Source organism: Sorangium sp. So ce327, from assembly GCF_051530205.1.
Classification (GTDB): Bacteria; Myxococcota_A; Polyangia; order Polyangiales; family Polyangiaceae; genus Sorangium; species Sorangium cellulosum_B.
In genome coordinates this window covers 5,770,055-5,782,957 of the sequence record NZ_CP150330.1, presented here as the reverse complement: position 1 = coordinate 5,782,957, position 12,903 = coordinate 5,770,055, and the positions used below count along the sequence as shown (strand labels likewise).

Sequence of the window (12,903 nt, the reverse complement as noted above, 5' to 3'; positions counted from 1 at the left end):
TCCGCGCTTTGCCGTAGCGCTCGCGGGCGGTTTCGGAGCAAGATCCACGTCGATGAGCTGGGCACGGCGAGCCGCTCTGTGGACCGGGCTCGGCGCGCTGCTCTGCATCTCGGGCGCGGCCGTCGGCCAGGCGCCGTCGGTGCGCGCGTCCTTCTCGGCGGCGTACCGCGCCTTCCGTGATCCCGGCCTGCTCGATCGCGCGCCCGCCCTCGCGCCGACGGCCGACGCCTGTCCTCCGCCCGCTGGCGACGCGCCGCCCGCCCTCACGGCGCTCCTCGTGCACGAGTTCCAGCCCGCGGCGGACGAGGATCTCGAGGACCCCGACGGGGCGGTGCTGGCCACGCTGGCGATGCCGGACCTCGACGTGCCCCTCACGCGCCGCACGATGCGGTTCGTCCGCTTCTTCGCCCAGTCCGACGAGGGGCGCGCCCTCTTCCAGCGGCGCTTCCGGCGCGCCGGCGCGTACCGCGAGATCATCGAGCGCTCGCTCCGCGAGGCGGGCCTCCCGGAGGATCTGCTCTGGGTCGCGGCGATCGAGAGCGGCTTCGACCCGCGGGCGGTCTCGCCGGCCGGCGCGGCGGGGCTCTGGCAGTTCATGCCGAGGACGGGCGAGGCCTACGGCCTGGAGCAGTCCGAGTGGATCGACGCCCGCATGGGCATCACGCGGGCCACGGACGCCGCGACCGCGCACCTGCGCGACCTGTACGAGCGCTTCGGCCGGTGGGACCTCGCGCTGGCGGCGTACAACCTCGGCCACGACGGCGTCCTCCGCGCGCTGTCGAAGGTCGCTGCGGCGCGCGATCCCGAGGCCCGCGGGCCCGTCGGGCTCGCGGAGCTCTCGCAGGCCGGCGCCATCCCCAAGGAGACCGCGGACTACGTGCCGCAGATCGTCGCCTTCGCGATCGTCGCGGCGAACCGCGGGCGCTTCGGGCTGGACTTGCCCGACGTCGCGCCGCTCCCGCCGCTCGACCTCGGCGAGGTCGCGGTGCCGCCGGGGACGCGGCTCCGCACGATCGCGCGCGCCGCCGGCATCTCGACGGCCGTGCTGCGCGAGCACAACCCCGAGCTCCTGCGCGACCGTGTCCCGCCCGGCCGTGTCGACCACCTGATCTCGCTGCCCGCCGATCGCGTCGCGCGCGCCATGGCCCTGTTCCCCGCCTACCTCGACCACGAGGAGCTCGACGAGGACGAGGGCGACGGCGCGAGCGCTGGGCTGCCGCAGCGCGCCGCGATCGGCGAGCTCGCGCTGGACGGCGCGTCGCTGCCGCCCCGCCCCGTGTCGCTCGGTCGGAACCGGCTCCCCCTCTTCACCCCGCCCGGCCAGGCGCCGGCGCCCATGCCGCTCCTCGGCAACCCGGAGGCGCTCGATGCGAGGCTCCCGATCGTGATGATCGGCGGCGGCGTCGGCTTTCGCCCTGCCTTCGAGGACGACCCGCTCGGCATCCGGAGCGGGCGCCTCGTCCCGGCGTCGCCTTTCGACGACGTCGGAGGCCCGAGCGCGCGCCGCGCCCTCAAGGGGCGCGAGGCGGCGATCGAGAAGCAGATCGGGCTCCTCGCGGGCGTCGGCCAGGAGCAGGTGCAGCGCTTCCGCCTCCCGAACGGCATCGCGGTCGACTTCCGGGAAGATCCCGCGGCGCCGCTCGTCTCGATCAGCGCGGCCGTCGCCGTCCCGGCGCGGTCCGCGAGCGACGCCGGCGCGGCGGGGCCCGCGCTCGCCAGCGAGGCGCGCGTCGCGATCACCGTGCCTCCGCGCGATCTCGACGTCGGCATCGACCTCGTCGCCGCGCGGCTCAGGATGCTGCTCGGCGAGGCGAGCGACGCGCGCGTGGCCGAGCTCAGGCGGCAGGCCAGCGCGGCCTCGCGGGGCGCGCTCGAGCGGGCGCCGTACGGCCCCTCGTGGCTGGCGCTCGGGGACGCGCTGTTCCCCACCGGCCACCCGCTGGAGGGCACCTTGATAGGGGCGCGCGGCGACGCAGGCGCGGCGAGCGAGCTCCTGCTCACCGAGTCGCTCCGGCGCGAGCGCGCCGCGGCGCAGGCGACGATCGCGCTCTCTGGCGACGTCTCCCGCGCGGCGGTCGAGCAGGCGCTCGCGCGCTCGCTCCAGCGCGCCGTCGAGGGGCCGGAGCGGCCCATCGGGCCGCACCCGCGCGAGGAGCGGATCGTCATCGAGGACGCGGTGCCGGCGCCGCGGCTGCTCTATGGCTGGATCGCGCCGCCGGAGGGAGGCGCGGACGAGGCGCCGCTCCGGGTGGCGATGGAGATCCTCGTCAGCCCGCGCGTCGCGCGGCTCGCGAAGGCCCTCGTGGCCGAGGGGCAGCTCGCGTCGGAGGTGACGGGGCGCCTGTCGCTCGGCGCGCAGGCGAGCGTCGCGGCGGTGGAGCTCACGCCCGCGCCGTCGCGCAGCGCCGCCGAGCTGGAGCAGCGCCTCGACGCCGAGCTCGCGTCGCTCGCGACGTCCGGGCCCACCTGGAAGGAGCTGGCCCTCGCGAAGGCCTTGCTCAAGCTGGATCTCGAGAGGGAGCTCACCCGGCGCGCGACGGTCGCGCCGCCGCCCGCGTCTCCTCGGCCGATCACCGATCTGCGGCTGCGCGCTGCGCTCGACCCGGGCAGCTTGCCGAGGCTGCTCCGCGCGCTCGAGGAGGTCGAGCCGGCCGACGTGCGCGCCGTGGTCGCGCGGACCTTCGGCCGAGAGCGTCGGGTGAGCGTCACGACCTGGCCGCGCGGCGGGAGCGGCGGAAGCGCCGTGGCGACCGCGGCCCCCCCGACGCTCCCGCCGCTCGCTCCGCCGCAGCAGCCGTGAGGCCGCTGGTGCTCGTTCAATCGGCCGAACGCGGCCGAGCGTGCCCGAGCGTGGCCAGACGCCGCTGAACATGCCGGTGTGTAACCGGCGTCACATGTTCAGCACCCCGCGTGCCAGCCGGCCTTTTTCAACATGAACTTATGGACAGGTATGGACAGCTGGTAGCGATCGGAGATAGCACGGGAGAATGACGACCCCTGTGAAGCCGCTGATGGCTGCGGTACCGGCGAGCGAGCACTCCGGCCATTTCCAGGATGGTGTCTATCGGCCCTCCCTCTCGTCGCCCGCGGAGGCGCAGGCGCTCCGGACGCGGAGCGGCGTCGTGGAGCGCGCGACGCGGACCACCGCGAGGACGCACTCCGGCGTGCGGTTCTCGGAGGCGTCCGAGCTGCCTTCGCTGCTCGACCACGTTCCCGCGGTCATCGCGCTGGAGCGGCAGCCGGTGCTGCGCAACCTGCTCATCACCCAGTGCTACTACGAGATCTCCGCGGAGCTCGTGAAGCTGCTCGGCGGACGCAACGCCCACTGGTGCACCTTCGCCACGTGGGCCTCGAAGACCGCGGGGCGGTTCATCCGCAACGAGGAGGTGCCGGCGGTGCTCCGGCAGCTGATCCTCTCGGACGAGGACGAGCGGGAGGTGATCTCGCAGCGCGCCGGCATCGCGACGGGGCGCGGCAAGGGCGAGCCCGAGCGCTCGCCGCTCGTCAGCGGCGTCAACCTGCTCACGCCCTGGTGGGGTCATGGACTCGATCTGATGGAGATCCCAGAGCGGATCTTGCGCGAGCTGAGCTCGGACATCGCCCTCGGCAATCTCAAGGTCTTCGAGGAGCTCGGACCCCTGTTCGTCCGCATGATCCACCTCTATCGAGAGTGCCCGCGGCCCGGCGACGCGCAGCTCGCCGCGCTGCTCGACGGGCTGCAGACAGGGCAGTCTCGGGAGGGGGGACAGGGGCTGCTCCGCAGCGCCGTGGCGCGCTACCACGAGGCGATGCTCACGGAGGAGAAGGACAGGAAAGCGGAGCTGGTCCTCCTCGCCAACGCGCTCGTCGGGCTGCACGAGCAGGTGCGGCTCCAGCCGTACATCGCGAGGGCGCTCAACGCGCCCGTCCGCTGCCTGCGCGACTCGATCGGCGTTTCCGGACGGCACCTGCCCGAGGCGCTCAGGTCCGTGATCCGCGAGCAGGCCGAGAAGGTGCAGGCGATCTGGCGCCTGATGGCCACGAAGGAAATGATGACCATGCGCCTGCCGGACGAGCTCCTCGATCTCGGCTACGACCTGCCCGCGCCGCCCGGCTTGCCGCTCCACTGCGCGGAGCTCGCGACCATCGAGGATCGCGAGCTCTTCGACCTCCTGAGCGAGTACAACGCGCACGATCAGACGACGCACGGCTGCGGCGCAGAGGACTGGGCGTCGCTGCCCGAGCGCATGGGCTACATCCTCGAGCTGTTCCGCTCACGGCAGTCCTGCACGCGGCTCCTCGAGCGGCCCTTCAGCCGCGAGCAGCACGCCGAGATCGTCGCCTGGCGGGTGCCGATGCGCACCCACGGCGAGCTCTAGCGCCGCGCTCCGGAGCTCCTGCGGCGTCTCCCGCGGTCACCTCGCGGCGGGACGCGCCTCGCGCGCCGCCGAGGCGCGCTGCTTCTTCTCTTCCAGCGCGCCGCCCTCCGCTCAGGGGCGGGCCGCGCGGCGCTCGGAGAGCTGCGCCAGGAGGCCGAGCGCGCCCTGACCCTCCGCGATCTCGCGCCCGCGCCGGAAGGCCGCCTCGGCCCGATCCCGCGCCTCCGCGGCCGTCGGCGCGCCGCGCACGAGGGCGATCTCGCCCTCGAGACGGTAGAGCTCTGGCTCGAAGTAGCGTTCGTCGCTCTTCTCGACGAAGGCCAGCGTGTCGGCGAGCAGCGCGCTCGCCTCGTCGACGTTGCCCGCGCCGAGCTCCGCCTCGATGAGCGCTGACCGCCAGTAGGTGAGCGACACGCGGCTGCCGATGCCCGTCAGCATCGCCAGGCCTCCGCGGATGCGCGCGGCGCCCTCGGCATACCGCGCGCGCGCCGCCTCGCCGGCCGGCCCCTCGGCCGCGCGCGCAGCCGTCGCCCAGCCGAGGTCGATCTGGCTGAGCGCCGCCCAGTGGGGCATGCCCACCTCCCCGGAGAGCTTGCTGAGCGCGTGCGCGTGCGCCTCCGCGCCCGCGAGATCGCCGAGCAGGCAGCACAGCACGGCCGCGAAGTGCTCGACGAAGCCGCGGCTCACGGGCTGGTTGAGCTCCTCGCACAGCGCGATCGCCTCGTCGACCGAGGCCCGGGCGCGCTCCGGCTCGCCGAGGTGGAACGCGATCCAGGCGAGGTGAGACAGGGAGAACGCCGCGGCGTCCTGGCCGAAGAGGAAGGCGAGCGGGAGGTGACGCGCGGGATCGTAGAGCGCGAGCACCTTGTTGAAGTGCTCGCGGGCCTCGCGGAGGTGCCCTCGGAGGAAGCGCGTCGCGCCGAGCGCCTGGTGGGCGCCCAGCGTGATGCCGGCGTCGCCCGTGCTCTCGGCGAGCGCGAGCAGCTGCTCGCCGTGCTGCTCCGCCAGCGCGTAGTCGCCGCGGACGTGGAAGAAGATCCAGAGCCCCCACAGCGCGGGGAAGAGCTGCGGCGAGGAGCCCACCTCGCGGCAGAGCGCGTGCGCGCGCGCATACGTCGCCTCGACCTCCGGGGCGGCGTAGCCGCGCGTGATCATCAGCGGGACGCCGAGCGTGGTCTGCAGCGTGATCTCGTCGCGCGCCCGCTCTTTGGTCTCCGGGAGCTGCTTGAGGAGCTCTAGCCCGCGGCTGAGCTGGCTGATCGCCTCGGCGTGCGCGGACGAGAACAGCGAGGCCTCGCCCGCGCGCTGCCACGCGGCGACGGCGGGGCCGAGCAGCGCGGCCTCGGTGTAGTGCCGCGCGAGCAGCTCGGGCGGCGTATTCGTGGTGCGCTCGGCGAGGACGGCGGCGATGCGCGCGTGGTACACCTGCCGGGTGCCGCGGAGCAGCGACTGGTAGGCGGCGTCCTGCACCAGCGCGTGCTTGAACGTGTACGTCGAGCGCGGGGGGCGCCCCCGCTGGAAGAGCAGCTCGGCGTCGACGAGCTGCGCGAGCGCCTCGCGCAGCGCCTCGGGGCTCGACGCCATGAGCAGCGGCTCCGCGCCCGCGCTGCCCGCCGCGCACAGCTCGAGCGCCTCGTAGCCGAACGTTCGGCCGAACACCGCGGCGAGCTGCGCGACCTCCTTGGCAGGGCCCAGGCGATCGAGGCGCGACGTCAGCGAGTGCTGGAGGGTGGTCGGGATCTCGAGCGCGCCCACCCCCTGGCGCGCGGCGCTCGGCGCGCCGGTCGACTCCCCTGCGGCGGCTTGCGCGGCGGCCGACTCGACCACCATGCGCGTGAGCTCCTCGGCGAACAGCGGGACGCCATCGCTGCGCTCCGCGAGCGTCCGGATCACCTCGTCTGGCAGCGACGCCTTCATGCCCGGCGCGCCGCTCGTCGTCGCGTACGCGCCGGCCAGCTGCTGGACGAGCGCCCGCATTCGCTCGGCGCTGAGCGGGGCGAGGTAGAGCTGGGTGAAGTGCGAACGCACGGGCCACGGCGGCGCGAACGTTGGGCGCGCGGTCAGGAGAAGCAGCAGCGGAGACGGCCGCCCCTCGTCGATGAGCCGGCCGAGCAGCTCCAGGGTCGACGGGTCGGCCCAGTGCAGGTCCTCGGTCGTGAGCACGAGCGGCTGCCGATCGGCGAGCCCGAGGAAGAGCTGCAGGAGCGAGGAGATGGTCTCCTGCCGCTGGCGCTGCGGGCTGAGCGCCGGCGCGGGGTGGCGTCCCTCGGTCGGGATCGACAGCAGCGCGGCGAGCAGCGGCACGGCGAGCGGCCCCGCCTCCGCCTCGGCGAGCAGCTCCTCCAGCCGCGCGAGCCGGTCTTCGCGCGGCTCGATCCCTGCGCCGCGCTCCGTCGACGGCGCTGCGCCGCTCAGCGTGCTCGCGCGCTCGCGGTCGCCCGCGAGCAGCGCGTTGAGCAGCTCGATCACCGGATAGAAGGCGCTGTTCTGGAGCTGCGGCGAGCAGCGCGCCTCGAGCCACAGGTGGGGCGTCCCCGCCAGCCGATCGCGGAAGGCGCGCACGCTCCGCGACTTGCCGATCCCCGCCTCGCCCGTCATCAGCACGACCTGCCCCGCGCCGCTCGCGGCCCGCGTCCACCGGGCCGCGATCTCGTCGAGCTCGCTGTCTCTCCCGACGAGCGGCGTGAGCCCGTGTTGCATCCTCGCGTCCAGCCGGTCCCGCGCGGTCGTGCGCCCGTGCACCGCGAAGACCTCGATCGGCTGGCGCCCCTCCTTCGGGCTGATCTCGCCGAGCGCGTCCACGTGGTAATAGCCCTCGACGAGCTTCAGCGTCGCGCGGCTCACGAGCACCGTGCCGGGCTCCGCGTGGGCCTTCAGCTGCGTCGCGGCGTTCAAGGTCGGGCCTGCGAGCGAGGGCGCGGCGTCGCTGTCCGCCACGACGACGATCCCGGTGTGCACGCCGACCTGCACGGACAGCGGCACGGACACGAGCTCGCGCGTGTTCAGGCTGGACATGTGCTCGACCAGATCGAGCGCCGCCTGCACGGCGCGGAGGGCGTCGTCCTCCCTCGCGACGGGGTGGCCGAAATACGCGATCGTCTCCTCGCCCGGGGAGCGGAGGAACACCCCCTCCTGCGCCCCGATCACCTGGGCGCACACCGCCTGGTACATCTGGACGAGCTCGTGGAACGCCTCGCTGTCGATCGTATCCGCGATGCGCTCGGCGCCGGCGAGCCCGCAGACCAGCAAGGTGAGCTGGCGGCGCTCGCCGCGGCCGGTGGTCGACATCGGCCGCGTCCCGGGCGCGACGCTGGGGCGGGACGTGAAGCTCGTCGCCGGCGCCGTCGGCGGGCTCCCCGAGGCGCCGAGGTGGATCGACGCGTTGCGGATCGGCCTCGCCGGCGCCGCGGCGGGCGCGACATTGCGGCCTGGGATCGCGAGCGTCGGCGCGGCGCCGAGCCGGTCGTCCTGCCGCTGCTGCTCGGGGGATTTGCGCACCGTGCCCGGCGGCGGCTCGGGTTGCTCGGAGGGCACGAGCTGGGTCTCCTGCTCGGCCTCGACCTGCCGCGCCGGTCGCGTCGCGATCGCCCGCTGCTCCAGCGCGCCGCCGCGCCCTTTCACCGATGCGGCGGGGCCAGGATCGGGCGGCAGCGGCCACGGGATCCCCGACACGTCGCACTCCTCCAGCAGCTCGTAGGCGTCGCGGGCGGACCGGAAGCGGTGCACCGGCGACTTGGCGGTCGCTTGCTCGAGCAGCGCGCCGAGGGGGTGGCCGCGGAGGGCGCGCGGGATCGGCACCGGCTCGGGGCTCAGCTGGCGGAAGATGACCTCGGCGACCGTCGCCTCGTGCATCACGGGCGCGCCGAGCAGGCACTCGAGAAAGGTGAGCCCCCATGCATAGATGTCCGCCGCTGTGGTCGGGGTGGACTGCACGAGCTGTTCCGGGGCCATGTAGGCCGGGGTCCCGTTGAACTCCCCGGTGGGGGTGAGCGCGCGGTAGTCGGCGGAGCGGGCCTCGCCGATGAGCGCGGCGATGCCGAAATCAAGCACCTTGGCGTGCGTCCGCTTGCCCGACCCGGCGACCATGATGTTGTGCGGCTTGAGGTCGCGGTGAACGACGCCGCGCTCGTGGGCGAAGCCGATGGCGTCGAGCACCTGCAGCATCAGCCGCTTCGCCTCGTTCGGCTCGACCCCCCTCGTGCGCTGGCAGCGCGCGGTCAGCGTCTCGCCGTCGACGTACTCGAGCGCCAGGTAGAGCTCGCCCTCGGGCAGGCGCCCGGCGTCGAGCAGGCGAACGATGTTCGGGTGGCTCAGCTGGGCGATGACCTGCATCTCCCGCTCGAAGCGCGCTTCCTGGGAGCTCGACTCGCGCGAGCGCCGCAGCACCTCGGGTCGAAGCAGCTTGAGCGCCACGCGCTGGGTGGTCACGATCTGGCGCGCATCGTAGACGACGCTATGGCCGCCGCTCCCGAGGTGGCCGAGCACCTGATACCGGCCGTCCACGAGCGCGCCGACCTCGAGCAATCCATCGCGAGCGGGCATCTCCTGATCTCTTACCGCCGAACGCCGCCGGAGTGGATCGTGAACGCCGCTGCCGGTCCAGGTTGATCGCTCGCGGCGCCTCGAGGCCCGCTGAAGCGACGCGAGACAGGGCGCCGGGGCGAAGCGGCGCTCACATCTGGCGGCCTTTCCGCTGTGTCGCACGCCTGGCTGCCCTTCGCTGGGCGTGATGCAGGCAACCAGATCACCTCGGCTTGAGCGCGTGGTGCAGGAGAACGAGGTCTGATACCCTCGCGCTTGATGGGCAATGCCCCGCACTCCGGCAGCATGCCGCCACCTTCGAGTGGTCGGGGCCAAGGAGCCCTCCTCTACGCCGTCGACGATGAGGAGCTCAACCTGGACCTCATGGATCGGGCGCTCCGCTCGGGCTACCAGGTCCGCACCTTCGGGGACCCTCGCCGCGCGCTGGCGGCCGCGGTGAAAGAGCCGCCCGCCGTGGTCGTCGCCGACTACCGGATGCCTCATTTCAGCGGGCTCGCGCTGCTGCGCGAGCTGCGCCGGCAGGGGCTGAGCTACGTCCCGGTGCTGGTCTGCGCCCCGACCGACGTCGAGCAGATCCAGAAGATCTCCCGGGAGAGCGCGGCGTTCCGGATCATCACGAAGCCCTGGATCGCCTCGGATCTTCGCCGCCAGGTCGACCTGGCGGTGAGCCTCCACCAGCTCCAGGTCGCGCGGAACCACCGCTGAGCCGAGGGCGCGCCGTGGCTTTGCCGTGCGCTGTCCGGGGCGATGCGACCGGATCGCCCGCGGGCGGCGCGCGAGCGTGCCCGCGCCGCGGGGGCGTCCGGTGGTGCCCTTGAGCGATCGCTCCCTCGACGTGGTCGCGCTCGAGCTGCCGCAGCGCTTCGGCGACCGAGGGGGAGCGCTTGCCGAGATCGACCGTCTCCTCGGATCGCCAGCGCTTGCGGGGGCAGACCTGGTGCTGCTGTCCGAGCTCATCCTCACGGGCTATGTCTCGCCGCGGGGGGACAGCGATCTGCGCCGCTTCGCGGAGCCGATCGATGGGGAGTCGGCGGAGCGGCTCGCCGAGCTCGCGCGAAGGCACGGGATCGCGCTGGCCGGCCCCCTCGCCGAGGCGAGCGGGGGCCGCTTTTACAACAGCTTGCTCGTCTTCGACGGCGAGGGACGGCGCGTGGGCCATTACCGCAAGCGTCATCCGTGGTTCCCGGAGCGCTGGGCGGCGCCGGGGGATCTCGGGACGCCGGTCCTCGAGCTGCGCGGGGTCAAGCTCACCGTCGCCATCTGCTTCGATGTTCACTTCGTCTCCGACGACGCGGGCGACGCGCTCGATGAGGCCGATCTGCTGCTCTTCCCTACGGCGTGGGTCGACTCGCCCGGGGAAGGGGACATGCGCGCCGATCTCCTGCCCGTGCTCGCCCGGCGCCATCACATCTCGATCGTGAACGCCAACTGGGGGCCCTCCCGCCCTGCGCTCGACGGCCAGGGCGGCTCGCGCATCCTCGACGCGCAAGGGCGGTCGATCGCAGCGGCGCCGCCCGGCCCAGGGCCGAGCGCTGTACGCGCCACGTTGCGCTTCGCGCGAGAGCGGCGCGCCACGTGAGCCTGGGCGCGCGGAGCGCCAGCGCGCCCTCGCGGGTTAGGCTCGAACGCCCGAGCGCGCTCAGGCGAACGGGAGCCGGGTCAAATCGACGTTGCCTCCGCTCACGATGACGCCGATCCGCGCCCCTTGGATCAAGCGCCGCAGGACCGCCGCCACCGGGACGGCCGCGCTCGGCTCGATGACGAGCTTCATCCGCTCCCAGACCACGCGCATCGCCTTGACGATGTCGTCTTCGCTCACGGTGACGATCTCGACCCCGCGCTCGCGCAGGACCGCGAAGGTGAGCTCGCCGAGCGAGGTGCGGAGGCCGTCGGCGATCGTGACCGGGTCGTTCGAGGGGACGATCCTCCCTTCGCGCATCGATCGCGCCGCGTCGTCCGCGGCCTCGGGCTCGGCGCCGATCGTGCGCGCGCGCGACAGCGAGCCGGTGGCGATGGCGGTCCCGGAGAGCAGCCCGCCGCCGCCCACGGGCGCGACCACGGCGTCGAGATCGTCCACCTGGGCCGCGAGCTCCAGCGCGGCCGTGCCCTGGCCGGCGATGATGCGCGGGTCGTTGTAAGGAGGGACGAAGATCGCGCCCGTCTCGGCGATCACGCGGGCGACCGTCTCCTCGCGCGAGCGGAGCGTGGGGGCGCAGCTCACGACCCGGGCGCCGTAGCCCTCCACGGCGGCGCGCTTCACGGCGGGCGCGTTCTCGGGCATGACGATGTACGCGGCGACGCCGCGGATTCGGGCCGCGAGCGCGAGCGCGGCGGCGTGGTTGCCCGAGGAGTGGGTCGCGACGCCGCGCCGCGCCTCCTCGTCCGAGAGGGACAGGACCGCGTTGCACGCGCCGCGGAATTTGAACGCTCCGACCCGCTGCAGGTTCTCGCACTTGAAGAAGACGCGCGCCCCTGCGATGCCGTCGATCGTCCGGCTGGTCATGACGGGCGTCACGTGGGCGTGGGGCGCGATGCGCACGGCGGCGCCGCGGATGTCCTCGACGGTAGGCAAACGGCTCATGGGACGCTCATCGGAGCGCGCTCCCGGCCCGGCGTCCACCGCGAGCGCCGCGCGCCCACGTGACGCCCTCGCGGCGCTGCTTCAGAACAGGTCGGCCGCGATGCCGTCGGCGAAGACCCAGGCGGCTCGCGGGACGCGGATCCGCCCGCCCGCCACCTCCAGGCGGCCGGCGCGCTCGAGCCGCTCCGCGGCCCTCCGCCGCGAGGGCGGCCACGCCGGCACCCCGAGCGCCGCCGCGGCGGCCTCGAGATCGAGCCCCTCGCGCAGCCGCAGCCCGAGCATGATCCGCTCGGACAGCCTTGTCTCCGGCTCGAGCCGCTCCTCGCTCTCCACGGCGATCGCGTCGCCGCCTTCGGCCGTCGCAGCCATGTACCGTTCTGGACTCACGATGTTCCGGTACCGGACCGCGAACGCTTCTCCGTCATGGCCCTCCGCGCCGGCCGAGCGCAGGCCCCAGCGCGGATCGGGGCGCGACACCGTCCCGTAGGCGGCGCACCCGAGACCGACGTAGTCGACGCCTTGCCAGTAACCCAGGTTGTGGCGCGCCTCGTGACCCGGCCTCGCGTAGTTCGAGACCTCGTAATGGGCGAGCCCCTCGGCCTCGAGGGCCTCGTCGATGGCGAAGAACGTGTCCGCAACGCCATCGTCTCCGGCGAGCGGCAGGCGACCGCGCCGCGCGAGCTCTCCGAACGAGGTGCCGGGCTCGACCGTCAGGCTGTACGCCGAGATATGGGTCACCCCCGTCGAGGCCACGGCGCGCGCCTCGGCGGCGGCGTGCTCGGGGCGTTGCTCCCGCGCCGCCTCGACCGTTCCGACCGCGACACCGTAGATGAGATCGCCGCTCACGCGCGGCATCCCTGACCGGATCGCCGCCGAGAGCGCGCCGAGCCCGCCGTCGGGGTCGTGCAGGCGCCCGAGGAACCGGAGGCGCTCGACGTCGAGGCCCTGAACTCCGACGCTCAGCCGGTTCACTCCGATCGCTCGGAACGCTCGGGCCCGCTGCTCATCGAGCGAGGTCGGGTTGCACTCGACGGTCACCTCGAGGTCGGGCGACAGCCGGCCGGCAGCCGCGGTGATGGCCGAGAGCACCCTGCCCATCTCGTCCGGCTCCCACAAGGACGGCGTCCCGCCGCCGAAGAAGATGCTCCGGAGCTCGCGCTCGCCCAGCAGATCCTCCCGCTTCCGGAGCTCGGCCAGCACGGCGTCGGCATAGCCGCGGTGGTCGATCGCCTCCCGCGCCTTCGCGAAAGACACGAAGTCGCAGTAGGGACACTTCTTGAGGCACCAGGGGAAGTGGACGTAGACGGTGATCGGCTCCATGGTTTTCATGAATCCGCAGCAACATTCGACCCGACGCAAGCGGGCGAAGCGGAAACTCCGAGATGAACCGAGATGAGGACGAGGACGACGTGGATGGCGTGG

At 73.6% G+C, this 12,903-nt stretch carries 7 protein-coding genes; 4 read left to right on the top strand and 3 right to left on the bottom strand.

Annotated features, from left to right (window positions below):
• The first annotated feature begins 52 nt into the window (after positions 1-52).
• Both WME95_RS21715 and WME95_RS21710 read left to right on the top strand, forming a co-directional pair.
• Complete coding sequence (locus WME95_RS21715; RefSeq protein WP_437910378.1) at positions 53-2,800, top strand: transglycosylase SLT domain-containing protein; 2,748 nt, start codon at positions 53-55, stop codon at positions 2,798-2,800.
• Positions 2,801-2,987: 187 nt separating this feature from the next.
• Positions 2,988-4,358, top strand: coding sequence for a hypothetical protein (locus WME95_RS21710; RefSeq protein ID WP_437910377.1), 1,371 nt, complete (start codon positions 2,988-2,990; stop codon positions 4,356-4,358).
• Positions 4,359-4,469: 111 nt separating this feature from the next.
• Here WME95_RS21710 and WME95_RS21705 read toward each other — a convergent pair whose 3' ends face one another.
• Positions 4,470-8,900 carry a protein kinase domain-containing protein gene (locus WME95_RS21705; protein ID WP_437910376.1) on the bottom strand — a complete coding sequence of 1,477 codons (4,431 nt, stop codon included), beginning with the start codon at positions 8,898-8,900 and terminating at the stop codon, positions 4,470-4,472.
• A gap of 258 nt (positions 8,901-9,158) precedes the next feature.
• On the opposite strand from WME95_RS21705, the gene WME95_RS21700 reads away from it, so the two are divergent.
• Together WME95_RS21700 and WME95_RS21695 are read left to right on the top strand one after the other, a co-directional pair.
• Positions 9,159-9,605 carry a response regulator gene (locus WME95_RS21700; protein ID WP_012236479.1) on the top strand — a complete coding sequence of 149 codons (447 nt, stop codon included), beginning with the start codon at positions 9,159-9,161 and terminating at the stop codon, positions 9,603-9,605.
• A 103-nt stretch (positions 9,606-9,708) separates the two neighbouring features.
• On the top strand, positions 9,709-10,479 hold the full coding sequence (locus WME95_RS21695; RefSeq protein ID WP_437910375.1) for a carbon-nitrogen hydrolase family protein: 771 nt from the start codon (positions 9,709-9,711) through the stop codon (positions 10,477-10,479).
• Between the two features lie 60 nt (positions 10,480-10,539).
• On the opposite strand, the gene WME95_RS21690 is transcribed toward WME95_RS21695, so the two are convergent.
• Both WME95_RS21690 and hemW read right to left on the bottom strand, forming a co-directional pair.
• The gene (locus WME95_RS21690) at positions 10,540-11,481 is read right to left on the bottom strand and encodes a pyridoxal-phosphate dependent enzyme (protein WP_437910374.1); all 942 of its coding nucleotides are present in this window, start codon (positions 11,479-11,481) and stop codon (positions 10,540-10,542) included.
• Positions 11,482-11,562: 81 nt separating this feature from the next.
• Positions 11,563-12,810, bottom strand: a complete 1,248-nt coding sequence (gene hemW, locus WME95_RS21685) for a radical SAM family heme chaperone HemW (RefSeq protein ID WP_437910373.1) — start codon at positions 12,808-12,810, stop codon at positions 11,563-11,565.
• Positions 12,811-12,903: the final 93 nt, after the last annotated feature.

Excerpts from the sequence above, each read along its gene's own strand:
- WME95_RS21715 (WP_437910378.1), top strand. The coding sequence starts at position 53 with ATGAGCTGGGCACGGCGAGCCGCTCTGTGGACCGGGCTCGGCGCGCTG.
- WME95_RS21710 (WP_437910377.1), top strand. The coding sequence starts at position 2,988 with ATGACGACCCCTGTGAAGCCGCTGATGGCTGCGGTACCGGCGAGCGAG.
- WME95_RS21705 (WP_437910376.1), bottom strand. The coding sequence starts at position 8,900 with ATGCCCGCTCGCGATGGATTGCTCGAGGTCGGCGCGCTCGTGGACGGC.
- WME95_RS21700 (WP_012236479.1), top strand. The coding sequence starts at position 9,159 with ATGGGCAATGCCCCGCACTCCGGCAGCATGCCGCCACCTTCGAGTGGT.
- WME95_RS21690 (WP_437910374.1), bottom strand. The coding sequence starts at position 11,481 with ATGAGCCGTTTGCCTACCGTCGAGGACATCCGCGGCGCCGCCGTGCGC.
- hemW (WP_437910373.1), bottom strand. The coding sequence starts at position 12,810 with ATGAAAACCATGGAGCCGATCACCGTCTACGTCCACTTCCCCTGGTGC.